This is a genomic window from Bacillus sp. SIMBA_005 (assembly GCF_046535585.1).
Lineage (GTDB): Bacteria > Bacillota > Bacilli > Bacillales > Bacillaceae > Bacillus > Bacillus pumilus.
The window spans coordinates 98856-124146 of the sequence record NZ_JAWRWI010000010.1 but is presented as its reverse complement, the minus strand read 5'-3'; the positions used below and the strand labels follow the sequence as shown (position 1 = coordinate 124146).

The 25291-nt window shown below is 39.1% G+C and carries 24 protein-coding genes; 21 read left to right on the top strand and 3 right to left on the bottom strand.

Annotated features, from left to right (window positions below; genetic code table 11):
* Positions 1–22 precede the first annotated feature (22 nt).
* The 8 genes from SB660_RS16700 to SB660_RS16665 all read left to right on the top strand — a co-directional run bounded on the left by SB660_RS16700 (position 23) and on the right by SB660_RS16665 (position 8984).
* On the top strand, positions 23–1621 hold the full coding sequence (locus SB660_RS16700) for a M48 family metalloprotease (protein ID WP_410583405.1): 1599 nt from the start codon (positions 23–25) through the stop codon (positions 1619–1621).
* Positions 1622–1713: 92 nt separating this feature from the next.
* Entirely contained in the window at positions 1714–2235 is a 522-nt protein-coding gene (locus SB660_RS16695) for a stage II sporulation protein M (protein ID WP_268458585.1), read from the top strand.
* A 43-nt stretch (positions 2236–2278) separates the two neighbouring features.
* Positions 2279–3967, top strand: a complete 1689-nt coding sequence (locus SB660_RS16690; RefSeq protein WP_410583403.1) for a hypothetical protein — start codon at positions 2279–2281, stop codon at positions 3965–3967.
* Between the two features lie 10 nt (positions 3968–3977).
* Complete coding sequence (locus SB660_RS16685) at positions 3978–4718, top strand: ABC transporter ATP-binding protein (protein ID WP_410583401.1); 741 nt, start codon at positions 3978–3980, stop codon at positions 4716–4718.
* Between the two features lie 333 nt (positions 4719–5051).
* Positions 5052–5768, top strand: a complete 717-nt coding sequence (locus SB660_RS16680) for a (Fe-S)-binding protein (protein ID WP_410583445.1) — start codon at positions 5052–5054, stop codon at positions 5766–5768.
* Between the two features lie 21 nt (positions 5769–5789).
* On the top strand, positions 5790–7208 hold the full coding sequence (locus SB660_RS16675) for a LutB/LldF family L-lactate oxidation iron-sulfur protein (RefSeq protein ID WP_410583399.1): 1419 nt from the start codon (positions 5790–5792) through the stop codon (positions 7206–7208).
* A complete protein-coding gene (locus tag SB660_RS16670; RefSeq protein WP_410583397.1) occupies positions 7208–7930 on the top strand; it encodes a LutC/YkgG family protein in 723 nt (240 codons plus the stop codon). The genes SB660_RS16675 and SB660_RS16670 overlap by 1 nt, the downstream gene beginning before the upstream one ends.
* A 145-nt stretch (positions 7931–8075) precedes the next feature.
* Positions 8076–8984: a DMT family transporter gene (locus SB660_RS16665; RefSeq protein ID WP_180308910.1), complete on the top strand. Its 909-nt coding sequence runs from the start codon at positions 8076–8078 to the stop codon at positions 8982–8984.
* Positions 8985–8995: 11 nt separating this feature from the next.
* Here SB660_RS16665 and SB660_RS16660 read toward each other — a convergent pair whose 3' ends face one another.
* Positions 8996–9187, bottom strand: coding sequence for a hypothetical protein (locus SB660_RS16660; protein ID WP_058015676.1), 192 nt, complete (start codon positions 9185–9187; stop codon positions 8996–8998).
* A 110-nt stretch (positions 9188–9297) separates the two neighbouring features.
* Between SB660_RS16660 and SB660_RS16655 the strand changes: the two genes are divergently transcribed.
* From SB660_RS16655 to SB660_RS16625, 7 genes are all read left to right on the top strand, one after another.
* Entirely contained in the window at positions 9298–11514 is a 2217-nt protein-coding gene (locus SB660_RS16655) for an RNA ligase (protein ID WP_410583394.1), read from the top strand.
* 64 nt (positions 11515–11578) lie between these two features.
* The gene (locus tag SB660_RS16650; protein WP_180308908.1) at positions 11579–12289 is read left to right on the top strand and encodes a DUF421 domain-containing protein; all 711 of its coding nucleotides are present in this window, start codon (positions 11579–11581) and stop codon (positions 12287–12289) included.
* Between the two features lie 228 nt (positions 12290–12517).
* The gene (locus SB660_RS16645; protein WP_180308907.1) at positions 12518–13099 is read left to right on the top strand and encodes a TetR/AcrR family transcriptional regulator; all 582 of its coding nucleotides are present in this window, start codon (positions 12518–12520) and stop codon (positions 13097–13099) included.
* Between the two features lie 21 nt (positions 13100–13120).
* Complete coding sequence (locus SB660_RS16640) at positions 13121–16264, top strand: bifunctional cytochrome P450/NADPH--P450 reductase (RefSeq protein WP_410583391.1); 3144 nt, start codon at positions 13121–13123, stop codon at positions 16262–16264.
* Between the two features lie 196 nt (positions 16265–16460).
* A complete protein-coding gene (locus SB660_RS16635) occupies positions 16461–17369 on the top strand; it encodes a trypsin-like serine peptidase (RefSeq protein WP_180308905.1) in 909 nt (302 codons plus the stop codon).
* Between the two features lie 261 nt (positions 17370–17630).
* On the top strand, positions 17631–18011 hold the full coding sequence (locus tag SB660_RS16630; protein ID WP_244270805.1) for a NucA/NucB deoxyribonuclease domain-containing protein: 381 nt from the start codon (positions 17631–17633) through the stop codon (positions 18009–18011).
* Between the two features lie 144 nt (positions 18012–18155).
* Complete coding sequence (locus SB660_RS16625; RefSeq protein ID WP_061407940.1) at positions 18156–19004, top strand: STAS domain-containing protein; 849 nt, start codon at positions 18156–18158, stop codon at positions 19002–19004.
* Between the two features lie 33 nt (positions 19005–19037).
* Here SB660_RS16625 and SB660_RS16620 read toward each other — a convergent pair whose 3' ends face one another.
* Positions 19038–19580 (bottom strand): IseA DL-endopeptidase inhibitor family protein, encoded by a 543-nt coding sequence (locus SB660_RS16620; protein WP_410583389.1) that lies wholly within the window; start codon positions 19578–19580, stop codon positions 19038–19040.
* Between the two features lie 294 nt (positions 19581–19874).
* Here SB660_RS16620 and SB660_RS16615 point away from each other — a divergent pair, with 294 nt between their 5' ends.
* Positions 19875–20309: a hypothetical protein gene (locus tag SB660_RS16615; RefSeq protein ID WP_058015668.1), complete on the top strand. Its 435-nt coding sequence runs from the start codon at positions 19875–19877 to the stop codon at positions 20307–20309.
* A 45-nt stretch (positions 20310–20354) separates the two neighbouring features.
* Here the strand turns inward: SB660_RS16615 and lexA are convergent, their stop codons facing one another.
* On the bottom strand, positions 20355–20975 hold the full coding sequence (gene lexA / locus SB660_RS16610; protein ID WP_003212311.1) for a transcriptional repressor LexA: 621 nt from the start codon (positions 20973–20975) through the stop codon (positions 20355–20357).
* 159 nt (positions 20976–21134) lie between these two features.
* Here lexA and yneA point away from each other — a divergent pair, with 159 nt between their 5' ends.
* The 5 genes from yneA to sirA all read left to right on the top strand — a co-directional run bounded on the left by yneA (position 21135) and on the right by sirA (position 25249).
* Positions 21135–21446: a cell division suppressor protein YneA gene (gene yneA / locus SB660_RS16605; protein WP_003211955.1), complete on the top strand. Its 312-nt coding sequence runs from the start codon at positions 21135–21137 to the stop codon at positions 21444–21446.
* Between the two features lie 17 nt (positions 21447–21463).
* Positions 21464–22111 carry a YneB family resolvase-like protein gene (locus SB660_RS16600; RefSeq protein ID WP_003211322.1) on the top strand — a complete coding sequence of 216 codons (648 nt, stop codon included), beginning with the start codon at positions 21464–21466 and terminating at the stop codon, positions 22109–22111.
* 69 nt (positions 22112–22180) lie between these two features.
* Positions 22181–22411 (top strand): DUF896 domain-containing protein, encoded by a 231-nt coding sequence (locus tag SB660_RS16595; protein ID WP_003211509.1) that lies wholly within the window; start codon positions 22181–22183, stop codon positions 22409–22411.
* A 190-nt stretch (positions 22412–22601) separates the two neighbouring features.
* Complete coding sequence (gene tkt / locus SB660_RS16590) at positions 22602–24605, top strand: transketolase (RefSeq protein WP_058015665.1); 2004 nt, start codon at positions 22602–22604, stop codon at positions 24603–24605.
* Between the two features lie 197 nt (positions 24606–24802).
* Positions 24803–25249: a sporulation inhibitor of replication protein SirA gene (sirA, locus tag SB660_RS16585; protein WP_012010100.1), complete on the top strand. Its 447-nt coding sequence runs from the start codon at positions 24803–24805 to the stop codon at positions 25247–25249.
* Positions 25250–25291: the final 42 nt, after the last annotated feature.

Sequence of the window (25291 nt, the reverse complement as noted above, 5' to 3'; positions counted from 1 at the left end):
TCAGTTAGTAGGATGTGATGAAATGTTACGAAAAGCCTCACTTTCTTTTTTTATTGCAAGCATTATTACAATAATAGTCATTTTGATTGAAGTTGGTATCCGTTCAGCAGTTGTTTCTCCATTTGTTTTACTCGATTCGAACAAAGATAACAATCCAAAAGTATTAATCTCCCATTCCCTTTATCAGGGGGATTTTTTATTAACCCATCAAGAAGGTCACTCCAAAGATCGATCAGAAGCAGCCTTTCAATTAGGGGGAAAGCAAATACATTTCACGGAGATTCCATCTAGGGATGGAATTAGCACAATTGAAACTGACAAATTAATGAAAGATAAGGCAACAGTTTTTCTAAGAAGAGGTTTTGTACCTATTCATGATGATAAAATCAAGATGGAACAGGTATCGCAAAATCCTTTTTTCTCTAAATACAATCTAACGAATTTAACAGAAACTACTAAGGTCAAAACAGGTTTTAAGCATAATACCATATACATTATATTAATTACCTTAATGGGAATTCTCTTTCCAGCTATGTTATTTTTATTTTTTAATCTTCATGAATCTATGAAAAACCTATTCACATTATTTATTCCCTTTGTTTTAGCCATTTTTCTTCCCTTGGGATTAAATTATTATTTCTTAATGGGATATGTGCTATCAATAACAGGCTCTTATGTATTAAGCATTATTCTCTCTATACTTGTACCTAGTTTCCTGTCAATTTTATTGACAGCATATTCATTTGAGTATACTACAAAAGATATGCCTGAAGATTTAGAAGAAAATGAAGGCGCGTCAGGAAATTCGTTCTTAATGAATGTTAGGGAGCAAGTTGTTTTGTTTGGTGCTGCCACATTATCTTTGTTATATTTCGGATCATATTTATTACTTCCTTTGTCGTTTCAAGCGAAGATCATGGATAACCTTTTTCTATTTTGTGGCTGGTACTTCGCCCTAATCATATTATTTATTTTCGGTTACTCAATCATACAAAAAATAATAAACAAATATGAACTTTTAAATACGGAAGCATTCATGAATATTCGCAAGGATATTGAGAATAAGACAAACCAAAAGGTAAATATTTGGGTGAAAAAAAACTCTCAACAGGATGTGAATGCCTGGATATATTCTTTTAAACTACCATTTAAAAGAAGAGTCGATGTGTATGTGACAGAAGGGTTGTTAGATAAGTTTGATAAAGATGAAATTCGTGCTATCTTATACCATGAGATGGGGCATGCGAAGTTAAAACATGCGCATTATACCATGTTTCTAACTTTGATCGTAACATTATTTATGGGCATCAGTATGTATTATGCCAGACAGGTTATGCTTGCTAACGGATGGTGGCAATATGTTCTTATTTTCCCAGTAGGAGTCATTCTCATGATCTTCATTACGGAATGGTTGCCAAAGAAAATCAGCCGGTTATTTGAGATTCAGGCTGATAACTTTGCTGTTTCCCATCTTGAGAATAAAACATTGTATCTCAATACTTTGATTAAATTAAGCAGTCTAATTGAAGAAGAAGATGGAGATTATGGAAGAAAGTCTGAATGGCGTGAAAGTCACCCCTCTTTTGAAAAACGAATTGAGAACATAAAGAAAACCAATTGAGTTAACAAGGTGATTATATGAAGGCTAAACTGTATCATTTCAAATATAATTGGCTAAAACTATTTATAAAGAGAAATTTCCGGGTGTTGAATTTGGCTTTATTAGTTGTTTTTATTAGTTTTTTGGGTACTATATTATTCTTATCGATTAACAATGATATAAACGTGGCTACCATTCCCCTTAGTTATTTGGAGGAAGGGGTTAGTGATAGTGAGAATGATGGGTTTGCTGTTTGTTTCTCAATTTTCTCACATAATTTCATTATTTTGCTTCCAGCGTTAATTGGAGTTTTTTCACTCGGCTTTTTATCAATAATATATGTTTCCTTACAAGGATATTTACTTGGCGTATCTATCTATAGCATTTCTCAAACAATGCCAATTTCAACAGTGATTACATTCACGATATTTCATGGGATTTTTGAGTTGATTGCTATAGCTCTAGTCACTGCATTTGCTATAAAACCTGGTGAAATAACGATTGAATCCATTCGTGGAAATCGGAAATTTATACAGAAGCAGGACTTAATAGATATGGTTGTCCTACTTACTATGTATATTATTTTTTTATTCACAGCGTCATTGATTGAAGGATTAATACTCCTAAATATATGAAGTTAGTTTTAAATATCATTTTGATGTTTAGAGGTAGATGGATATGAGAGAATTATATTTTATTAACAAATATAAATTTAGAAGCATCTTAAACAGATTTTTGTATATACATAAAAATGGGGGAATGCATAGTGTTTATCTCCCATTTCTTGTAGGATGCATCATCATCACTGTTACTTTGACTATTATTCATTATTTTACTTCTTATACAGTTGAATTTATGCTCGGGAATTTAGAACCATTACCTAGAAAAGAGCAAAGTGAATGGGCCTATAGACTATTTTTATTAATAATATTGTTCATTCTGACTAGCAATGTTTATTCTAATGTGTACCGTATGCTAGAACTTAAAGACTTTAAGTTACTATCTTCTATTGTTCCATCTGTTAATAAAATAATACTCAGTAAGTTAATTGGGCGTGAATTATTTAAAAGTTTATTACTATTCGTAATATTTGTGTTCTTTTTCATTCATATAGCTACAAAGCTGAACCTTAGTTTAGCAACTGGGATGTTTTTATTTCTTTTTATAACTCCTATAATATTAATTGCAGCAACGTTAAAAATCTATATAGTGTTGAAAATAATTTCGGCTAAAGTAAGTAAAAGAATTGGATTGAATTATAGCCTGTTTCTTTTATTCACAAAAATAATAATAACTATACTCTTTTTTTCTATTCTTTTTCCTTTCATTGAATATATACCTATTGGTCTTGTGAAAGAAAATTACTTATTAATTTACAACCATTCTATTATCCAATCTTTACTAGTGTTCTTTAGCCCATTTCATTTTACAAGTGATAAATGGACAATTCTTTCTATCTTCCTATTTATAGGGATTTGTATTTGTTGGTTAATGGGTAAATCTTTAAAACATTTAGAAGTTTATGCATATATTGATTTTTTTCAGCGGAATAATTCCAATGTCACTGGAACAGAGATAAGAAACAGCTTGTTTAATTTGTATTTGTCCAGATTGTCAATGGTTCTAAAATACCTTAAGTTTATTCCATTTTTAACAAGGAAAATTGTTGAGAAAGATTATAAACATTTTCAAAGAATCCAGCAGTATAGATTTAAGCAAACATTTTTATTAATTATCTTTCAATACATATTGATATTTACACCATATTATCTTTTAGCCTCCAAAAATATTTCTTATATAGAGGGAAATCATTTATCGATCTTTGCTATTCTTCACCTTTCGGGAGCCGTCATGGTAATCCATAGACTCTTTAATAGATTTTCGCCTGACTTTGAAGGAAAAAGTTTCGTTTACCTTTTACTTACTTCTGTGAGAGTAGAAGAAATTTGCTTAGCGAAGGTACTTAGTTTGTTAGGAGTTGCACTGCCTTTTTCAATTATTGTTAGTTCAGCAACATGTTTAGTATTTGACGTCAATTTCTTATTAATTCTTCCTTTAAATCTATTAACTACGGTTGTTACAATACTAATTGCTCTAGTCTCCAGTCTTACCTTCCCGAATTACGAAAGAGAAACTTATATGGATTTGCCTAGTACAAGGTCCAGTATTATGAGTAAATTTTTGTCGAGTTTATTTATTATCATTGGGAGTTTAGTCATCTTACTCTCCAAAAATTCTTTCTTAACCGTAATATTATTTTCGTCAATGACATTTATGATTAGCTCAATACTCTTCCATTTATGCTGTAAAAAATTAACTAATTCAGAATTTAAAAACTTCGCATCTTTAAATGAATTTAGTGAGTAAGGATGATTATATGTTAAATGTAGTGAATATTTCCAAGTCATATGGCAGTATACCTGCGATAAATGAAATAAGCTTCCACATACGTTCCGGTGAAATTTTAGGTTTATTAGGTTCAAACGGTGCGGGTAAAACAACAACTCTATCTATATTATCGGGATTACTGAAACCTGACAGCGGATTTGTAAGTTTATATGGGGTTGAGGATCCCAATAAATATAAGTCGCAGATTGGCTGTGTATTCGATGATTTAAGTCCATATGATTATTTAACAGGTAGAGAATACGTAATCTTCATGGGTGAATTAAGAGGAGTTCCTTCCAAACAAATTGATTTTTTTATATCCGACCTGTCCCAACTACTCTTTCTTGAAAGAAAAATTGATGTCTTAATCAAAACCTATTCAAAAGGTATGCGTCAAAAAATTATATTAATGGGTGCCTTAGTTCATAATCCGGTTCTCTTGATTATGGATGAACCGTTTACAGGATTAGATCCAGAAAGCATAAAGGCTATTAAAGATTATTTAAAAGCCTTTACCCATAAAGGAAACTCGATCATCTTCAGTACTCATATACTTGAAGTAGCAGAAAAATTATGTGACAGACTAGTAATAATTGAAAAAGGAAATTGTATTGCCGCTGGTAGCTTAGAGGAAATAAGATTGCAAGACAGTCAAATGAATGGATATACTCATAGTTTAGAAGAAGTTTTTCATATGTTGACACATTCTAATAGACATTATAAAGAGTGATTGATTTGAAAAATCACATGAAATGTTGATTGCAACACTGGAATTATAGTAAGTATTTTTAGATACATTCTTCATAATGAGAACAAAAATTTTTCAAATGTTTTCTTTTTAACTTAACATCTAAATTAATTCCAAAAAATAAATATCAAAACGTCCTATCCTATCTTAGGGCGTTTTTTTCATTCAGCTACACGAGCCTTATGTCCAAATTTAGACAAATCACTTCGTTGAAATTTCAGAAATTTGGGATTAAAATGAAAATAAGGCCTTTTATTTCGTCATCAGATGACCAAATTGATGAATCAAATTGCAGCAAAGAAGGGAAGTTCGCCGATGAAAGTCCATTTATTCGTTACCTGTTTAATTGACACCATGCAGCCAAATGTAGGAAAGGCCACAGTGGAAGTATTAGAAAGGCTCGGTGTAGAAGTGGAATTTCCAGAGGCACAAGTGTGCTGCGGGCAGCCAGCCTTTAACAGCGGCTATACAAAAGAAACCATTAAAGCAGCAAAAAACATGATTAAAGCCTTTGAATCAGCTGAATATGTCGTGACGCCGTCAGGCTCTTGTAAGGCGATGTTTTTAGAATATCCTCAACTTTTAAAAGTAGATCCAGTGTGGTCAGCAAAAGCTGAAGCACTTGCTGAGAAAACATATGAATTAACCGAGTTTATTGTTGATATATTACACGTCACAGATGTAGGCGCGAGCCTGAAAGGAAACGCAGCCTATCACACATCCTGTCATATGACGAGACTGCTGCGAATTAAGGAAGCCCCTTTCACTCTATTGTCAAATGTCAAAGATTTGACGATGACACCATTGCCACGCGCAGAAAATTGCTGCGGATTTGGAGGAACCTTTTCAGTAAAAATGACACCTATTTCTGAGCAAATGGTCGATGAGAAAGTCCAAAGCATAGAAGAGACAGGCGCTGAATATATCATTGGTGCTGACTGCGGCTGCCTGCTCAATATTGGCGGAAGACTGAATCGTCTTGATAAATCCATTCAAGTGATGCATATCGCAGAGGTATTAAATAGCCGCTGACTTTAAGAGGGGGAACGGCACATGAGTATGAAAATTGGAGCGAAGGCCTTTAAAGAACGAATCGGGGAAGGATTAGAAGATACGGTCATGAGAGGAGCTGTTTCCTCAGCGCAGGAACGCCTGTATGAAAGGCGGCTATCTGCGAGCGAAGAACTTGGCAACTGGGAAAAGTGGCGAGAACTTGGCGAGGAAATCCGGCAGCATACGCTGACGCATCTTGATGACTACTTATACCAGTTAAGTGAAAGCGTTAGTGCACGCGGAGGACATGTCTTTTTTGCAAAAACAAAGGAAGAGGCATCGGCGTATATTCAACATGTGGCACAGAAAAAAGCGGCCAAAAAGATCGTTAAATCAAAATCAATGGTCACAGAAGAAATTGAAATGAATCAAGCCCTTGAAGAGATCGGCTGTGACGTGGTGGAAAGTGACCTTGGCGAGTATATTCTGCAAGTAGATGATCATGAACCTCCTTCACATATTGTGGCACCTGCTCTTCATATGGCGAAAGAACAAATAAGAGAAGTCTTTCACGAAAAGCTCGGGTATGAGATGTCAGAGACACCTGAAGATATGACGAGTTTTGTGAGAGCCATATTACGTGAAAAGTTCCTCGAAGCAGATATTGGTGTCACCGGCTGCAATTTTGCTGTCGCCAATACAGGCTCCATTTGCCTTGTGACAAATGAAGGGAATGCGGATCTTGTTACGGCTATCCCGAAGACACATATCGCCGTTATGGGCATGGAACGCATTGTTCCAACGATGGAGGAGCTGGATGTCCTCGTTGGTCTTTTGTGCAGAAGTGCAGTCGGTCAGAAATTAACGAGTTATATTTCTGTCGTCGGACCAAAAGGAGAAGAAGTGGATGGACCAGAAGAATTTCACCTGGTTATTGTGGACAATGGGCGGTCCAATATATTAGGTACTCCCTTTCAGCCTGTTCTCCAATGTATCCGGTGCGCAGCCTGCATCAATGTGTGCCCAGTTTACCGGCATGTGGGCGGACATTCATACGGATCGATTTATCCGGGGCCAATTGGCGCTGTTTTATCGCCGCTTCTTGGCGGCTATGATGACTACCAAGAGCTCCCCTTTGCATCCAGCCTTTGCGCGGCCTGCACAGATGCTTGTCCAGTAAAGATCCCGCTTCACGAATTATTAATAAAACATCGACAAGTCATTGTTGAAAAAGAGGGGAGAGCGCCTAAAGCTGAAATGATGGCGATGAAAATGTTCGGAATGGGTGCATCGACTCCCGGTATGTATCAATTCGGAACAAAAGCTGCTCCTGTATTGATGAATCGTATGGCTTCAAACGGACAGATTTCAAAAGGAATAGGCCCTTTAAAGAATTGGACAGATATTCGTGACCTGCCAGCTCCAAGTAAAGAAAGATTCAGGGATTGGTTTAAAAAGAGACAGAAGGAGGAGCAGTGATGAAGGGAACCATTTCTCAACGAGAGTCGTTTTTAGATCATATCCGTCAGCAATTAGGGAAGGATTCCTCCTCATCTGCATCTATTCAGCGTCCGGCTTGGAAGCATCAAGTTCAGTGGGAAACAAATGGACTTTTGTCTAAAGAAGAGCTAGTTGAGCAACTGAAGGTGCAATGTCAACGAATTCACACAAGAGTGGTCGAAACAACACCAGAGGAAGCGCCCTCTGTATTACGATCATTGATGACAGAGTATGGAGAGGGTTCTGTGATGACATCGGGCGATCATCGTTTTGAACAATATGGATTTTATCCGATGTTTGACAGCTTGCAGCACGAAGGCTTCGCAGTCACCAGCTGGAATGCTGAAGCATCAAGGGAAGAAAATATCAGGCTGGCAGAACAAGCGGCTTATTCGGTTGTATTTAGTGATTATACTCTTGCAGAATCAGGGACAGTCGTGCTTTCATCCCATCAGGGTCAAGGAAGAGCGCTGCATTTTTTACCGATGATGTATATCGTGTGTATCGAAAAAAGCACGGTGGTTCCGCGGATGATTCAGGCAGTTTCGGCTCTTAATCGCTCGGTAGAGGAGGGGGAAGAGGCGAAAGGTGCGATTCATTTCATATCAGGTCCGAGTAACTCTGCGGATATTGAGATGAATTTAGTAGTAGGTGTTCATGGTCCAGTTCGGGCGGTTTATCTATTGATAGATGATGAATAGGGCTTTCGAGATGAAAGCCTTTTTTCATACAAAAAAAGCTTACATCAGTTTTAAAATCATCTTGCCTCTAGCGGATTGGACATAGTAAGATGACGACATACAAGGATGAACTTCTCATCTACTGCTGATGTAAAGGAAGCTGCTCATGGACATGAAGTCAACTGCTCAAAAGAAATCAATTGCACTACCGCTTGTGATTTCAATTATTGCCATTTCGTTTTCTGCTATTATTGTGAAATGGTCAAATGCACCTGCTGCTATTTTAAGTATGTATCGAATGATCTTTGCCGCGGTTTTTATGCTGCCGTTTATTCTGCCACGAAAAAAAGAATTTCTCTCGATTCAGAGAAGAGACTGGTTTTTCTTATGTATGTCAGGCTTCTTTTTAGGACTCCATTTTGTGTTGTGGTTTGGCTCACTGAAGCTGACGACTGTGGCAAGCTCTACTATTATCATCGCCCTTCAGCCGATGGTCTCCTTATTAGGCGGCTTTCTCATTTTTCGTGAACGAACCACGCTCCCTGCACTTTTGACGATGTGTGCCGCAATTGTTGGTGCACTCATGATTGGGTGGGGAGACATAGGTCATAGCCAGGAAGCTATCCTAGGAGACATTTTATCCTTTTTAAGTGTGATCGCCGTTGTTTGTTATTTATTAATAGGTCAACAGGCTGTCAGAAAGATATCTCATTGGATTTATAGTTTTTGTGTGTTTGGTTTTGCCGGTCTTTTTTTAATTTTATTTAATTTGATGCAGCAAACTCCTTTTACAGACTATCCAGGTAAAGAGTGGGGGATCTTTTTATTGCTTGCGATCATTCCCACCATGTCTCATGTCATTAATAATTGGCTTTTAACCTATGTCAATGCCACAACCATTTCAATGAGTATCCTTGGCGAACCTGTTGGAGCCACGATTCTTGCTGTATGGCTGCTTGGAGAAAAAGTCACGCTGCTTAAAATGTGTGGCGGTTTTCTTGTCCTTTTAGGCGTCTTTTTCTTTTTGATGCAGCAGCGGCAAGGGATTGTGATGAAACAAAAAAAATCCGGTTAAATCCCGGATTTTTACTCTTTTAAATCGTTCTTTTCAATCACTTTGTTCAATCTTTCCTCGACCTTCTTCAATTCCATTCGTTTTCTTCTGATCATTCGAAAAGCGATGACAATGATCGTCACGATAGCAGCAATGAATAGAAGAGAGAACACTTGAAATAGAAGATCACCCATGTTAAATGCCATATTCTCTCCGTTAGACATACGTAAAACCTCCCTTTCTATCTATATATTACCATAATCAATAAAAAATTGAGATTTATCCATTATTTATCTATAATAGGTAAAATATCACTTGTTAAAGGAGAACCAATATGAGAACTTTAGTCCTTTTACGAGGTCTCCCAGGCGCAGGGAAATCAACTTGGATCAAAGCCCAAGGCTTAGAGCCTTACACGTTATCAGCGGATCAGATCCGTCTTTTGACCCGGCCTCCGCAGTTATCTGTCAATGGGAAACCAGAAATTTCAAGCAAACATGACCACAAAGTCTGGTCTTTATTATTTGAATTGCTTACAGCTCGTATGGAACGTGGAGATTTTACTGTGATTGATGCCACGCATATTTCAAGCAAATCGATATCTCAATATAAATCGCTGGCCACATCGTATCGTTACAGGGTGTATGTCGTCGATTTCACGCAGGTGCCGCTTGAAACAGCTCTCCTGCAAAATCGCTCACGGGAAGCTCACAAAGTTGTTCGGGAGTCTGTTTTATATCAAATGAACGAGCGTTTAAAAATAGAAAAGGTCCCATCATGGGTGACGGTCTTGCAGCCGGAGGAATATTCGCAAGTGATGACCTATCAGCCTCGATCCTTTGATCAATATGAGGCCATTCATATCTTTGGAGATATTCACGGCTGTCATACTGCTCTGACCACCTATTTGCAAGGAGATATTAAAGAAAATGAACTTTATATCTTTGCAGGTGATTTACTTGATAGAGGGATAGAAAACAAGGAAGTATTAGAATGGATGCTCGCACATAGAGAATGCCGGAATGTCATCGTAATTGAGGGCAATCATGATCAGCATTTATACCGGTTTGCACATGGTGAAAAAGTAAGAAGCAATATGTTTAACCGGCATACTGCACCTGAAATCGAAACAGCAGACTTTGATTTAAAAGAGGTGCGGAAGTTTGTCAGAACATTTCATCAGCTCACTTATTTTACGTACCATGGCAAGACATTTCTTGTTACTCACGGGGGGCTTGCTCATTTGCCAGAAGAGCTTCTGCATGTCTCAACACAGCAGCTCATTCACGGTGTAGGTGAATATTCAGATGACATTGACCATTTGTTTGTTCAAAACACTGCTGGATTAGATGTCATTCAAATTCACGGGCATCGCAATTTATACAGGCTGCCTACTCAAGCAGCGGAAAGGTCTTATAATCTAGAAGGCCAGGTTGAATTCGGGGGACAGCTGAGGGTGTTGAAAATCACAGCTGACGGGATTGAGACACATGAAATTGACAACCCAGTCTATAGAGCTTCTGAAAAAAAACCATCGGCTGCTATTCAACCAGATATCTCACTAGATGACTTTTTAGCTCACTTAGATCAGCATGAATATGTACAGGAATTAAAGCTTCCGCACCATATTTCATCTTTTAATTTTACGAAAAAAGCGTTTAGTGAACGGCAGTGGGATGATGTGAATGTGAAGGCAAGAGGTCTGTTTGTCAATATGGTGTCAAAGCAGATTGTTTCAAGAAGCTACAACAAATTTTTTAACATTGATGAGCGTCCGGAGACAAAAATGCATCATCTAGTGAACCACCTTCAATTTCCTGTTACCGTCTATGATAAAGCAAATGGATATTTAGGGACGGTTGGGTATAACGAAATGGAAGATGAATTGGTGTTTACGTCCAAATCGTATACATCTAATGTGAAGCAAAACCAGCATGCTTCTTGGGTCGAAGAGTTATTCTATCAGACCTTCGGAGACGTGCAGGTCGACTACATCAAATCATACGTACGTGACCACAATGTATCTCTTGTGTTTGAAGTCATTTTGCCAGAGAAAGACCCGCATATTATCACATATGATCATGATCAACTCATTTTACTTGATATTGTGAAGCGTCAGCTGAGCTATGAAAAGGCACCTTTTACTGAAGTGAAAAGAGTAAGCGAACAGCTTGGAATGTCCTGTAAGCAGGAAGTGGCTGTGTTTCATGATTGGACCTCTTTTTATAAATGGTATCAGGCCGTCTCTCATGACGACACGATCAAAGAAGAGGGATATGTCATTGAGGATGATCGCGGCTTTATGACCAAGCTCAAGCTTCCTTATTATCAATTCTGGAAGCAGATGCGTTCGATCAAACAGCGCGTTGCAGAGAAGCGTTCCACGCAAAAATATATGCAGGCATTGCAAACAGCGGAGCAAGCTAGATTTTATACGTGGCTTCTTGAGCAAGATGCCAATGCTGTCAGAAATAGCTCCATTATTGAGCTGCGTTCACAATTTGAGCAAAGCGATGCTGTCCAATTGAATAATGATGGAATAAATGCATAGTCTAAAAAGGAGTCTTTTCTAAGGAAAAGGCTTTTTTTGATGCAATTGAAAGGTGGACCCTTGCATGCCAGACCATATTGAAGTCATTTTACGAACGATGTTTGCTTTTGCGATTTTATTTGGCGGAGCACGTCTTCTTGGAAAACAAACCATTGCGCAAATGAATATTTTTGATTTTATAGCAGCCATCAGCTTAGGTTCAATTGCGGCGAGTCTCGCGTTTAATACTACACTGCCGTTTCATCACACGACGATTTCCTTTGTCACGCTTGTCATGATCATTTATGTGATTTCGCTCATTGCTTTAAGGAGCCGAAAATTGAGAGGATTTATGGCCGGTAAACCAACCCTTGTCATACAAAATGGCAAAATTCTTGAAGAGAATATGAAGGGAATGAGGTATACCCTTGATTATTTAAATCAGCAGCTGAGAGAAAAAGACATTTTTGATATTAGCGAAGTTGAATTTGCCATGATTGAAACAGATGGGCATATGTCAGTGAAAAAATATCCTTCGTTTGAAAATGTCACTCGAAAGGATCTTCAATTGTATATGAAGGCAGAGGGCTACATGCCTATCGAAGTGATCATGGACGGAAAGCTCATTTTGAAAAACATTCATGAAAATCAATTAACTGTGGAGTGGATAGATGAAGAACTTAAGAAAAGGCAGCTCTCCTTAAAGGACATTGTATACGCAGTCCGTTCAAGTAATGGCAGCTTATATATTGATACATATGACGACCACATTCACTCTCCGATTGATCAAGAATGAAGGTATAGTGCGGAGGTCACCTTCCTGACACATATCTGTCAATGTTTCTAAGTCGTTTGGATGCTGTCTGGCTAGGCATCATTTCTTAATTATTATTATTTTCAGAAAATGTGGTGACGGAGAAAAATAAGTATGTTTAAGTATAAATAGAAGAATTTAAAATATTAATATAATATACATCGATCGGAATGAACATTCATTCCTAGTAAAACGAAAGGAGAGGATGAAATGTCTGCAGCGACTAGTGATAAACAGGAGCAGATTATGAAGGCTTCACTTGACTTATTTATTGAACGTGGCTTTGATGGCACAACGATGCCGATGATTTCAAAAAAAGCCAACGTTGGAGCGGGAACCATTTATCGGTATTTCGATAGTAAAGAAGCACTCGTCAACATTTTATACCAGCGAAGCCTCACTGCGTTTATCGACAAAATCAGCACAAACAGTCCAGACCCAAAAGCAAGTATCAGAGCCTATTTTAAGCATGTCTTTTATTGCTTGGTTTTGTTTACAAAGGAGAACCCGAGTGGTCTGTATTTCTTAGAAATTGATAAACGGTCACATTATTTAGATGAGACAAGTAAAGAGAAAATGCAGCAATTGTTAAATGAGCTATTCCTCATCTTTGAAGAAGGGAAGAAGGATGGGATTCATCCGAATCTATCAGGGAGAACCATTTTATCCATTGTATTTGGCGCATTCGTCCAGCTTCACAAGCAGATTCTTGCAGAAGAAATAGAGCCAACGATTGAATTTTTAGAGGATATTGAGCAATGTTTATGGCGCGCCATTAGCGTTGCATCATAAAGAAATAAAGGGAGTGGACATATGCATCAATCATCAATCATTCCAAAACCAAAAACATACGGACCTTTTAAAAATATTCCCCATATAAAAAAGGGAGAGCTTTCTCAAACCTTTTGGCGGCTGGCAGATGAATTAGGACCGATTTTTCAGTTTGAATTTTCAAATGCAACAAGTATTTTTGTTTCCAGCCATGAACTTGTCAAAGAAGTATGTGACGAAAGCCGTTTTGATAAATTTATTGGGACTAGTCTCAATAAAGTAAGAGCATTTGCAGGAGATGGACTATTTACAAGCTGGACAGAAGAACCGAACTGGAGAAAGGCTCATCAAATTTTGATGCCTGCATTTAGCCAGCAGGCCATGAAGGGCTATCATGAGATGATGCTCGATATTGCCACACAGCTTGTGCAAAAATGGCAAAGAACAGGCCGCGATGAAGAAATTGAAGTAGCTGAGGATATGACAAAGCTGACTTTAGATACGATCGGCCTTTGCGGTTTTGATTTTCGCTTTAACAGCTTTTATAAAGAAAATCAGCATCCGTTCATCGAAAGCATGCTGAAAGGCTTAAATGAAGCAATGGAGCAGTCGAGCCGATTGCCGATTGCAGATAAACTCATGATCAAAAGAAGAAAAGAATTTGACCAGCATGTCGATTTTATGTCGCAATTAGTAGATGACATTATTCAGGAACGAAAAAAACAAGATAAAACGGGCGATGATTTACTGTCACTTATGCTGCATGCAGAGGACCCTGAAACAGGTGAACGTTTATCCGATGAAAATATCCGTTATCAAATCATTACCTTCTTAATTGCAGGGCACGAAACAACAAGCGGACTGCTATCATTTGCGATTTATTTCTTACTAAAGAATCCAGAAAAATTAAAGAAAGCCGTTCAGGAAGCAGATGAGGTGCTGCAGGGCGGGCTTCCGACATTTAAACAGGTGCAAAAGCTAAGCTACACTCGTATGGTGTTAAATGAAGCCCTTCGCCTCTGGCCAACAGCGCCTACGTTCTCTCTTTATGCGAAAGAGGACACAGTAATCGGGGGGAAATATCCGATTCAAAAGAATCAAAGTGTCTCTCTTCTGCTCCCTAAATTACACCGTGATCCAGCAGTATGGGGAGAGGATTCAGAAGACTTTAAACCAGAGCGGTTTATGCACCCTGAGAAAATCCCGCAGCATGCCTACAAGCCTTTTGGGAATGGACAGCGTGCATGTATCGGTATGCAGTTCGCCCTGCATGAAGCTACGATGGTTCTCGCGATGGTCCTGCATAATTTAGAGTTAATTGATCACACATCTTATGAGCTTTATTTAAAAGAGTCTCTCACAATTAAACCTAACGATTTTAAAATCAAAGTGCGGCCAAGGAAGCAGCAATTCTTTATGGCTCCACCGAAAGAAGAACCGAAGAAAAGCACCAAATCTAGTGATTCAAAAGTGGCGAGTCACGGTACTCCGCTGCTAGTTTTGTACGGATCAAAACTTGGCACAGCAAAGCAAATAGCGAACGAATTGGTTGAAGACGGGAAAGCAAAAGGGTTCGATGTGACCATTGCGCCGCTTGATGACTTTACACGCCGATTGCCAGATACAGGTGCTGTCCTCATCGTGACCGCTTCATACAACGGACATCCACCTGACAACGCGAAGCAATTCGTGGATTGGTTGACGCAGGATGAAGAGCAGGATCTATCAAACGTGACATTTGCAGTCTTTGGGTGTGGGGATCGAAATTGGGCGAGTACGTATCAGCGTATTCCTCGTCTGATTGATGAAGCACTTGAGAAAAAAGGGGCAAAGCGTGTAACGGATATTGGTGAAGGCGATGCAGGCGGTGATATGGATGAAGATAAAGAAACATTCCAGAAGGTGGTCTTCGAACAGCTTGCAAAAGAATTTAAGATCACTTTCCAACAAAAGGGGAAGGAAAAACCAAACCTATCAGTTGCTTATACGAATGAGCTAGTTGAGCGTCCTGTAGCTAAAATATATGATGCCTTTTCAGCTGTTGTATTGAAAAATGAAGAATTACAATCAGAAAAAAGCACACGGCAGACAAGACATATTGAACTGAAATTGCCTGCTGGAAAAGCATACAAAGAAGGGGATCATATCGGGATTGTGCCGAAAAATAGTGATGCACTCGTTCAGCGTGTGACCCACCGCTTTAAACTAGATCCAGAGCAGCACATTAAGCTTTCATCTGAGAAAGAGGCAAGTCATTTACCATTAGATCAGCCGATTCCAATCAAAGAATTACTCGCCTCGCATGTTGAGCTTCAAGAGCCTGCGACACGTACACAGCTAAGAGAGCTCGCAGCACATACTGTATGTCCGCCTCACCGCGTGGAGCTTGAACAAATGGCTGGTGAAGCATATCAAGAAGCCATCTTAAAGAAACGAGTAACCATGCTGGATTTATTAGATCAATATGAAGCGTGTGAGCTGCCGTTTGTGCACTTTTTGGCACTTTTACCAGGTTTAAAGCCGCGTTATTACTCGATTTCTAGCTCGCCAAAGGTAGAGGAAGAAAAAGTCAGTATCACAGTGGCAGTTGTAAAAGGTAAAGCATGGAACGGACTCGGAGAATACGCAGGCGTCGCATCAAACTATTTATGCGGCCTGCAGGAAGGTGAAGAAGTCGCCTGCTTCCTCCACGAAGCGCAGGCAGGATTCCAGCTGCCACCTTCATCTGAATTACCGATGATCATGATCGGGCCGGGTACAGGAATTGCTCCATTTAGAGGATTTGTTCAGGCAAGAGAAGTGTGGCAGAAGGAAGGCAAACCACTAGGCGAAGCTCACCTGTATTTTGGCTGCCGTCACCCTCATGAAGATGATCTGTATTTTGAGGAAATGCAGCTTGCAGCGCAAAAAGGAGTTGTTCACATCCATCGTGCTTATTCTCGTTACGATGAGGAAAAAGTATATGTCCAGCATTTGTTGAAAGAAGACGGCGGCACGCTGATCGAATTGCTCGATCAAGGTGCTTATCTTTACGTGTGCGGGGACGGAAAAGTCATGGCACCAGACGTAGAGGCTACATTGATCGACCTCTATCAACACGAGAAACAATGTTCGAAGGAAACAGCTGAAAATTGGCTGACAACCCTTGCAAATAATAATAGATATGTAAAAGATGTATGGAGCTGACAAAAGGAAAGACCGCCAATTAGGCGGTTTTTTCTGTTTCATCAAGAGAGGTGAGATCGATAGAATGAAAGTTTGAAAGTTACAAAACACCTAATTTAAAAATGAAATATTTTGTAAAAAATAAGAATATTCTCTCATTTACTCCAATATGAAACAATCGTATCATTTTTGATATAGGACATAAAGGAGGAATATGATGAAAAAGGTGAAAATGTTACTCCCTTCTCTACTTGTTTTTGGTGCTTTAAGTGTGCCTAGTTTTGCCCATGCCGCATCTGATTCAGTGCTAACGTCTGATTATGACATGGTGACTTCTGATGGAAAGGTGATCTCTTCAAGTGATTTCCACAATGATACGAAATCCCCCTCATCCTTTGATAAAGTGGATGATCTATCTTCAACTGTTGGTGAAAAAGTAAAACCACTATCAAAATATTTAAAAGACTTTCAAACAAAAGTCGTCATTGGAGACGATGGTAGAACAAAAGTAGCAAACACAAGAGTGGCACCATATAATTCAATTGCTTATATTACGTTTGGCGGCTCCAGCTGCACGGGAACCCTGATTGCCCCTAACAAAATTTTGACAAACGGACACTGCGTGTACAATACAGCATCCAGAAGTTATAGTGCAAAAGGATCGGTGTATCCAGGCATGAACGATAGTACTGCGGTGAATGGCTCAGCAAATATGACAGAGTTCTATGTACCAAGCGGGTATATCAATACAGGTGCGAGCCAATATGATTTTGCCGTGATCAAAACAGATACGAACATTGGCAATACAGTCGGTTACCGTTCCATCCGTCAGGTGACAAACTTAACTGGGACAACGATTAAAATTTCTGGATATCCAGGTGATAAAATGAGATCGACTGGCAAGATCTCGCAGTGGGAGATGTCAGGTCCTGTGACAAGAGAAGATACGAATCTTGCATACTATACGATTGATACATTTAGCGGAAATTCAGGCTCAGCGATGCTAGATCAAAATCAGCAAATAGTTGGGATTCATAACGCAGGTTATTCAAACGGTACGATTAATGGCGGTCCAAAAGCGACAGCTGCCTTTGTTGAATTTATCAACTATGCAAAAGCGCAATAAAATCTAAATCATAAAGCTTGTTTCCTTCATAGGGGACAAGCTTTTTTATGTGGATACAAGTGACTATCTGTCTATGCTAGAAAAATCCATTGACACTTTGCCTCTTCATTTTTTTCACATGTCATTCGTGAACGACTCATACATTAAAATGACACATTCCCTTTAAGTCAAGATTCTGCTTGAGAAAAATGAGGAGGTCTCACGCTTTTGAAGATAAGAAGAGGCTGGATGACTGCTGTCGCCTTATGCTTTGTGATATGGATGGGCACGCTGTTAGGTGGATTTGGAGAGGAACATGCGGCAAAAGGTGCGGATCGATATGATCATGTTATTCAATTTCCAAAGGAACGGTACCCTGAAACAGGCAGTCATATTCAAGAAGCTATTCGAAAAGGGCATTCAGATGTGTGTACGATAGACCGAAATGGAGCAGATGCCCGCAGGCAAGAATCATTAAAAGGCATTCCGACTAAGCCTGGATTCGACCGAGATGAGTGGCCGATGGCAGTTTGTCTTGAAGGAGGAAAAGGGGCGAGTGTTCAATATGTCAGCCCGTCTGATAATAGGGGAGCAGGCTCATGGGTCGGACACCAGATAAGTGGGTATCCTGATGGGAAAAGAATTTTATTTATTGTGAAATAAAACTAAAAGAGAGGCGCCTGTGAGTAGGTGTCTTTTTTGTTCGATCAGAGCGTATTGGAGTTAGCAGGGACAAAAGATTCAGTGTACAATTGATCTATAAGATACAAAGATAGACAAGAAGAAAATGTGAAGGGACATATGCTTATGGATAAGAACCGTGCATTATACGATTATTTCATACAACATGCAGAGAAACTGACTGAAACTTGGTACGATTCAATTGAGGATGATGATCCAGAATCAATTTATCGTTCAACAGATTCCAGCATCATATCAGAGCTGAAACGGCAAAATCAAGATTATTACCAGCATTTTATACGTGCTCTTATTGAAGACAAGACATATTTACATACTGAGTTTAAAAAGTGGTCTGAAGATTTAGCCAGTGACCCGAAGCATTTAAACACACCATTAGATTATGTTGTGAGAGAATACATGTCCAATCAAAGAGTGGTCCTTCATTACTTAAAAGAATTTATTAAGCAGCGTCAAGATGAAATTGATATTGACCGCATCTTTTATTGGTATGATTTAATTTCAGAGGCGTTTAATATTTCCATTCATGTGTTCATCCAGCAATATGTAAAAAATACAACGAGGAAGCTCGTGGCACAAAGAGACATGATTTACGAGCTGAGCTCACCTGTCATTGTCTTAAAAAGTCATATTGCGTTATTGCCGTTAGTAGGTGATATTGATACAGCGAGAGCGAAGATTATTTTAGAAAATACGCTGAAACAGTGCTCACAAAAAGGAGTACAGCATTTATGTATTGATTTATCGGGCGTTGTCATTATTGATACAATGGTGGCTCAGCAGATTTTTGATCTTGTCACATCACTTCGGTTAATTGGAGTAGAGACAACCATTTCAGGAATCAGACCAGAAATTGCCCAAACGGCTGTACAGCTCGGGCTTCCTTTTAATGAATTTCGCACCGCAGCATCACTTGCTCACGCCCTAGACCGCATGACTGAATTTACTTCAATATAAAAACCAGGCCATTCAATCGGCCTGGTTTTTTATTTAGATAACAGCGTCAATTTTTGTGACTTTCCAATTTTTTTGTCCTTTTTCGAACGTAACCGTTCTTTTTACTTTGCGTCCATCAAGTGTTGGGACAGTGAATTCATAAGTTCGGACTGTTTGTTTTTTAGAGACAAGTTTAGGTGTCGCTTTATCCCAATTAAGCATATTGTCACCGTCGCCGACTGGAACAGCCATTTTGCCTTTATGAACAATGAACTGATAGTCTTTTAAACCTTGATTAATGGCTTCTTTTGTGAAAACTTGAGATAGGTAGCTGTTTAGTTTTTTCTTTGTATCAAATGTTTTAGAAAGATAGTTGTAAGTCATGTCTTTATAGCTAAATGATTTTAATTTGTAATCAGAATGTTCATTAATTTTGTAGCCTGACATCGCACTCCAAAAGTGTTCCCGTGCATCAAGGGCAATATGTAACGCTTCTTTATTTGTCAAAGTGTCTGGTTTTTTAGAAGCGGCCAATGTTGTAGATTGTAATGAGATCATAAGCATAATAGCAGTTAATAAAACGAATAATTTTTTCAAGGCGATTGCCTCCTTTTCTCAATGAAAACTTCTTATGTTACAAATGTTACAATAATTACAGTGATATTACAAGTATTAAATTGAAATGTTTTTTATTTCTTTTCTTTCTATATATATAACGTTTGAGGGTGGCAAAAAGTTTTCATTTTTTTATTTTTTCTTTATATCTACTATTTAACCGTTCTAAAGAAGAACAAAACGTTTTTTGGAAAAATTTCCGTTTGGATGTTCAACACGCTTTGTCATTGATGACATATACTATCGTGATGAATGTCTAGGAAAGTGGTGTTGAATATGTATTATCCGTATGAAGGTGTGTGGAATGGGTACTCATATGACAGGCAGATGCAAGGTTGGCCGTCGTTCCCTTCTCAAGTTGGAGGATTTCCAGGGTTTCCAATCGGAGGAGGAGGCACTGGGCCCGGATCAAGTGGATCAGCCCCGCCAGCTCCACCACAGCATATCATTTCGCAATATCAGCAAGCGTTATCGCAGCCTCAAAGCATGCAGTCTCTTATTTCAGGGCAGACAGGTGGAGGACAGCAATCGGTTCAGTTTGCTGCGGGATGTAATAGAAGATGGACGATTGTGTTTATGAGAAACGGTCAAGTGTTTTTAATGTATGTTCTATCTTCACAGCCTTTCGGGAGAACAACTGGCTTTATATGGCCGAACTTTACATTTGGCTCCTTCCCAAGCTCGAGTATTCTTGCCTATTCTTGTTCATAAAAAAAAGCCGGTTCTCATCATTAGCTGATGAAATACCGGCTTTTTTTAGTGAATATTTCTAAATACGCCAATCACTTTACCTAGTATACTTACATTCTGTAAAATAATCGGTTCCATAGATGGGTTTTCTGGCTGTAATCTAAAGTGTGTATCTTCTTTATAGAAACGCTTCACTGTCGCTTCATCTTCCTCTGTCATGGCGACGACAATATCTCCATTGTTAGCAGTGCTTTGCTGACGCACAATGACATAGTCCTTGTCCAAAATTCCTGCGTCAATCATACTTTCTCCCATAATTTCAAGCATAAATACTTGTTCATCTGGTGCTGCAAAAGTCTCTGGAAGAGGGAAGTATTCTTCTACATTCTCAACAGCCGTAATAGGCAGGCCTGCTGTTACTTTTCCGATGACTGGTACGTTCATTACAGCACTCTTTGGAATATTCATTTCCTCTTCATCTAATACTTCGATCGCTCTAGGTTTTGTCGGGTCTCTTCTAATTAAGCCCTTCGTTTCTAGTCTAGCTAAATGTCCATGAACCGTTGAACTGGATGCTAGACCGACAGCTTCTCCAATTTCACGGACGGATGGGGGATAGCCCTTACTTTTTACTTCTTCTTTGATGAATGTCAGGATATCGAGTTGTCTTTTTGATAGCTTCGTCATCTTTTGCACCTCAAAACGTCAATTTTAAAGAAATTATAGCATGTTTTTCCTAACAGTACAAACATAGGTTCGAAAAAAACGTTTGACAGAAACGTTTGTTCGTATTTATAATAAGTGACAGAAAGAACGAACACACATTCTATTAGGAGAGATGACATTATGAGGTTAAAAGAATCTATTATTTTTATTGGGGTATTCTCATTCATCGTTGGCATATTTCTCTCACTTATTGCAGTCACAAGCCATAATGATCCAAATCAATATGTTAAAATAGAAGTTCAATCAGGTGATACCCTTTGGGGATTAGCTGATCAAGTAAACGACAGCAAATCAATCGATAAAAATGCGTTTATTGACTGGGTCACCCAGCACAATGATCTTGCTTCAACAGAAATCCAGCCTGGTGACATCCTTGTTATACCAGTCAAAAAAGAGCATCCAGTCGTATATCAACTTGCAACAGTACAGTAGAAAGGTCGATTGAAGACATGAATGCAATCATTTATGCGAGAGTAAGCACTGTTAAAGAAGAGCAGGAAACCTCGCTGAAGAGACAAGAAGAAGAATTGCTGGCTTTAGCTGCTATGCACAAGATGAATGTGGTTAAAGTCATTAAAGAAAAAGCAAGCGGGTATGATCTAGATCGCGATGGTGTGTTTGATATGCTAGCTACACTAAAAGAAGAGTCAATTGATGCTGTTCTTATCCAGGATGAAACACGTCTCGGAAGAGGACAAGCAAAAATTGCGCTTCTCCATTGTCTTTTTAAAGAGAATGTGAAGGTGTACAGTACGTTTCATAGAGGCGAGCTTGAGCTTTCAGAAGCAGATGAAATGGTGATTGAGATCGTAGGAGTCGTTGAAGAATATCAACGAAAAATTCATAACCTGAAAATCAAGCGGGGAATGAGAAGAGCTGTAGAACGCGGGTACCAGCCCGAACTGAATTTAAAACAGCAGGATCATGCGCCTGGTCGTGAGCGTATTGAAGTGCCAATTTCAGAAATTGTTCGATTAAGAAAAAACAACATGACCTTCGCCGAAATTGCAGCAACTCTTCAGGCACTAGGTTTTGACATTTCAAAGGCAACGGTCCATAGAAGGTATCAAGAATATGAAAAAGGTCTGACCACCTAAAGCTCGATTTGTTGTCAAAATGATTGATATTTAGTAGTATGTAGAGAAAATGTTTTAAAGGAGTTAGTCATGATTTCTAAAAATCAGCTTGCAAGAATCAATGAGCTTTCAAAAAAGTCAAAAGAGACCGGTTTGTCAGACGCTGAAAAAACAGAACAAAAGCAATTAAGAGAAGAGTATTTAAAAGCTTTTCGTTCTTCTATGAAAAATACACTTAAAACCGTGAAAATCGTTGATCCTGAAGGAAACGATGTCACACCAGAAAAATTAAAAAGAGAAAGAGATCAAAACCTTCATTAATAGTTGTATGATTTCTTGAATTTTGAAAAGATGGGAAGAATATTCTCATCTTTTTTCATATTTGCATAACTTTTTAGGTGATCGATAAACTAAATGTGACAAAATCCTTCTTTTTCAGCGTGAAATAGTTGTGAAAAAAGGACAGTAGATTTATGATAATGGTGTACACAAGATACGGAAGGGGATTTATATGGAAACGATTGAATTGAAATCTATTGCAACAATACGTACTCTCTCCATAGACGCAATTGAAAAAGCGAATTCCGGTCACCCAGGAATGCCGATGGGTGCTGCACCAATGGCATACGCTTTATGGACGAATCACTTAAACGTAAGTCCGCAAAACCCAAGTTGGTTTAACAGAGACCGTTTTGTATTATCTGCGGGACATGGTTCTATGCTTCTATATAGCATGCTTCATTTAAGCGGATACAACCTGAGCATCGATGATCTAAAACAATTCCGCCAATGGGGTAGCAAAACACCTGGACATCCTGAATTTGGACATACAGAGGGCGTAGATGCCACAACAGGTCCTTTAGGGCAGGGGATTGCCATGGCAGTTGGTATGGCACTTGCAGAAAGACATCTTGCGGAAACGTATAACAAAGACAACTTTAATGTTGTAGATCACTATACATACAGCATTTGCGGAGATGGAGACTTAATGGAGGGAATTTCCTCTGAAGCTGCTTCACTTGCTGGTCATTTAGGCTTAGGCCGTTTAATTGTTCTCTATGATTCAAATGATATTTCTTTAGATGGCGACCTAGATCGTTCATTCTCTGAAAATGTGAAGAATCGTTTTGAAGCGATGAACTGGGAAGTTCTTTATGTGAAAGACGGCAACAACATTGAAGAAGTGACGGCTGCTATTGAAAAGGCAAAACAAAGCACAGACAGACCTACACTGATTGAAGTGAAAACAACAATCGGTTTTGGATCGCCAAACCGTGCAGGAACATCTGGTGTGCATGGTGCACCACTTGGCAGCGATGAAGCCAAGCTGACGAAGGAAGCTTACTCTTGGACGTTTGAAGAAGATTTCCATGTACCTTCTGAAGTGTACGATCATTTCAAAGAAGCTGTAAAAGACGCAGGTCAGAAGAAAGAAGCAGCTTGGAATGAACGATTTGCGCAATATGAAAAAGAATACCCTGAGCTTGCAGCTCAATTGAAGCTTGCGATTGAAGGAAAGCTTCCTGAGAATTGGGATCAAGAGGTTCCTGTTTATGAAGCAGGTTCAAGTCTTGCCTCCCGCGCTTCTTCAGGCGAAGTATTAAATGGCATTGCAAAGCAAGTACCTTTCTTCATTGGCGGGTCTGCTGACCTTGCAGGTTCAAACAAAACAACGATTAAAAACACTGACGATTTTGGTAAAGAGAATTATGCCGGCAAGAACATTTGGTTCGGCGTCAGAGAATTTGCAATGGGTGCAGCGTTAAACGGTATGGCGCTTCACGGCGGTCTTCGTGTATTCGGCGGAACGTTCTTTGTTTTCTCAGATTACTTAAGACCAGCGATTCGTCTTGCTGCCTTAATGGGACTTCCAGTCACTTATGTCTTTACTCATGACAGTATCGCTGTTGGTGAAGATGGTCCGACGCATGAGCCGGTAGAACAGCTTGCTTCATTACGTGCGATGCCGAACCTTTCTGTTATTCGCCCTGCGGATGGAAATGAGACAGCTGCAGCGTGGAAACTTGCTGTATCTTCAACGGATAAACCGACAGCACTAGTACTGACTCGTCAAAACCTTCCAACGATTGATCAAGCTCCTGAGAAGGCATATGAGGGAGTAGAAAAGGGTGGATACGTCGTTGTTGAAGCTGCTGATGCACAGCCTGAAGCACTTCTACTTGCTTCCGGATCTGAAGTCGGCTTAGCGATTGAAGCGCAAAAAGCACTTGAAAAAGAAGGGATTCGCGCGTCTGTTGTCAGTCTTCCTGCATGGGATCGTTTCGATCAGCAGTCAGACGAATACAAAGAATCAGTCCTTCCTACAGCAGTACGGGCTCGTATTGCGATTGAAATGGGGGCTTCACTTGGCTGGGAGCGTTACACTGGTCTTGATGGTGACGTAATTGCCATTGATAAATTTGGCGCTTCTGCACCTGGTGAAACCATTATTGAGAAATACGGCTTTACGGTCAGCAATGTCGTCAGCCGTGTGAAAGCGAAGCTGAACAAATAACCAGTCTCCAAGCATCATGCTTTTTTTCATCTGTTTGCAGAGCATTTTCATCCGCTCTGCAAACTTTTTTCTTTTTTCTTGTTTTTTTGACAAAACTAGTTTCTTCTTGCTTCATATATAGACAATTCTTTCTTTCACATTTTTGTATAATACAAGCAATATACGAGATTGACGAAATGTGAAAGGAAGGGATAGACATGGAACGCCATTATTATATTTATTGGATTGAGGATGAATTTGCGCATCACTATTTTGGCAGAGAATCAATTTTGTTTCATTTGTTTGAGTCGTTACACTGGACGAACCGCACGGAAGATGAATTGGTGATGCTTGTGAAACAAGTGGATTACGTGACGAAACGAATCCCTGCTTTTCATATGCACCAGCGATTAATGAACAACTTAACGAACATTCACTATACACAAATTGGCTCGATATACAGCGCTTCCTTACCTGATGGAAAAGGAACGGCTGCATTTATCATAAAAGATCGTTATATCCAAATGTCTGCCACCGGCAGTTATGAAGCAGAAGCAGTGTTTTTTGAAGTGCTGAGAAAAATTAGTCCTTGCTTCCTTGCGATGGACTTCGGTTCAAAGAAGCACGGGTGGCTCAATCCGGTAAAAGTGAGGAATTTTGTTTAAAAAAATAAAATTGAACGTGAAATGTTGTATAATAGCCTTTTG

Coding starts and splice junctions, on each gene's coding strand:
- SB660_RS16640 (WP_410583391.1), top strand. CDS start 13,121: ATGCATCAATCATCAATCATTCCAAAACCAAAAACATACGGACCTTTT.
- lexA (WP_003212311.1), bottom strand. CDS start 20,975: ATGACGAAGCTATCAAAAAGACAACTCGATATCCTGACATTCATCAAA.
- SB660_RS16645 (WP_180308907.1), top strand. CDS start 12,518: ATGTCTGCAGCGACTAGTGATAAACAGGAGCAGATTATGAAGGCTTCA.
- SB660_RS16680 (WP_410583445.1), top strand. CDS start 5,052: ATGAAAGTCCATTTATTCGTTACCTGTTTAATTGACACCATGCAGCCA.
- SB660_RS16625 (WP_061407940.1), top strand. CDS start 18,156: ATGGATAAGAACCGTGCATTATACGATTATTTCATACAACATGCAGAG.
- sirA (WP_012010100.1), top strand. CDS start 24,803: ATGGAACGCCATTATTATATTTATTGGATTGAGGATGAATTTGCGCAT.
- SB660_RS16655 (WP_410583394.1), top strand. CDS start 9,298: ATGAGAACTTTAGTCCTTTTACGAGGTCTCCCAGGCGCAGGGAAATCA.
- SB660_RS16635 (WP_180308905.1), top strand. CDS start 16,461: ATGAAAAAGGTGAAAATGTTACTCCCTTCTCTACTTGTTTTTGGTGCT.
- SB660_RS16630 (WP_244270805.1), top strand. CDS start 17,631: ATGGGCACGCTGTTAGGTGGATTTGGAGAGGAACATGCGGCAAAAGGT.
- SB660_RS16595 (WP_003211509.1), top strand. CDS start 22,181: ATGATTTCTAAAAATCAGCTTGCAAGAATCAATGAGCTTTCAAAAAAG.
- SB660_RS16650 (WP_180308908.1), top strand. CDS start 11,579: ATGCCAGACCATATTGAAGTCATTTTACGAACGATGTTTGCTTTTGCG.
- SB660_RS16690 (WP_410583403.1), top strand. CDS start 2,279: ATGAGAGAATTATATTTTATTAACAAATATAAATTTAGAAGCATCTTA.
- SB660_RS16615 (WP_058015668.1), top strand. CDS start 19,875: ATGTATTATCCGTATGAAGGTGTGTGGAATGGGTACTCATATGACAGG.
- yneA (WP_003211955.1), top strand. CDS start 21,135: ATGAGGTTAAAAGAATCTATTATTTTTATTGGGGTATTCTCATTCATC.
- SB660_RS16660 (WP_058015676.1), bottom strand. CDS start 9,187: ATGTCTAACGGAGAGAATATGGCATTTAACATGGGTGATCTTCTATTT.
- tkt (WP_058015665.1), top strand. CDS start 22,602: ATGGAAACGATTGAATTGAAATCTATTGCAACAATACGTACTCTCTCC.
- SB660_RS16700 (WP_410583405.1), top strand. CDS start 23: ATGTTACGAAAAGCCTCACTTTCTTTTTTTATTGCAAGCATTATTACA.
- SB660_RS16665 (WP_180308910.1), top strand. CDS start 8,076: ATGGACATGAAGTCAACTGCTCAAAAGAAATCAATTGCACTACCGCTT.
- SB660_RS16670 (WP_410583397.1), top strand. CDS start 7,208: ATGAAGGGAACCATTTCTCAACGAGAGTCGTTTTTAGATCATATCCGT.
- SB660_RS16600 (WP_003211322.1), top strand. CDS start 21,464: ATGAATGCAATCATTTATGCGAGAGTAAGCACTGTTAAAGAAGAGCAG.
- SB660_RS16685 (WP_410583401.1), top strand. CDS start 3,978: ATGTTAAATGTAGTGAATATTTCCAAGTCATATGGCAGTATACCTGCG.
- SB660_RS16675 (WP_410583399.1), top strand. CDS start 5,790: ATGAGTATGAAAATTGGAGCGAAGGCCTTTAAAGAACGAATCGGGGAA.